1 protein-coding gene is annotated in these 410 nt (G+C 55.1%); it reads left to right on the top strand.

Annotated features, from left to right (window positions below):
• Positions 1-248: 248 nt before the first annotated feature.
• The coding region (locus KP705_RS18400; protein WP_215765346.1) for a recombinase family protein at positions 249-410 on the top strand (162 nt) is incomplete at its 3' end.

Genomic DNA, 410 nt, shown 5'->3' with positions numbered 1-410 from the left:
AGTGTAAAATGTCTCGTGATCTCGCGATCATCGACAGAAGGCTCGTAATGTCGGGCGAGAGCTTCACGGGTCAGAAGACGGCGCCGCGCCATGATCGGATGTCTCCTTCATGTGTCCGGAAGGGGATCGTTGGACGGACTGTCCCGGACAAGTGCAACACGTCATGGAATACAGCCGTGTGCTGTGTCTCATAAAGGTGGTACCATATGTTTTGCAGTCATGGGGCCTTATACGTTACACTTTCCCGTATGACACACATAATGATCGGCTATGCCCGCTGCTCGACGGACAAACAGGATCTCGCGGCCCAGCATCAGGAACTGCTCAAACTCGGTGTTTCTGCCGATCGTATTTACACCGACAAGGGCTTCACCGGCACGAACCGGGAAAGGGCCGGCCTTGACCAGGGG

It is taken from the genome of Gluconobacter sp. P1D12_c (assembly GCF_018812105.1).
Classification (GTDB): domain Bacteria; phylum Pseudomonadota; class Alphaproteobacteria; order Acetobacterales; family Acetobacteraceae; genus Gluconobacter; species Gluconobacter oxydans_A.
Note: the sequence above shows the minus strand (reverse complement) of the source record. Positions and strands in the feature narration are given on the sequence as shown.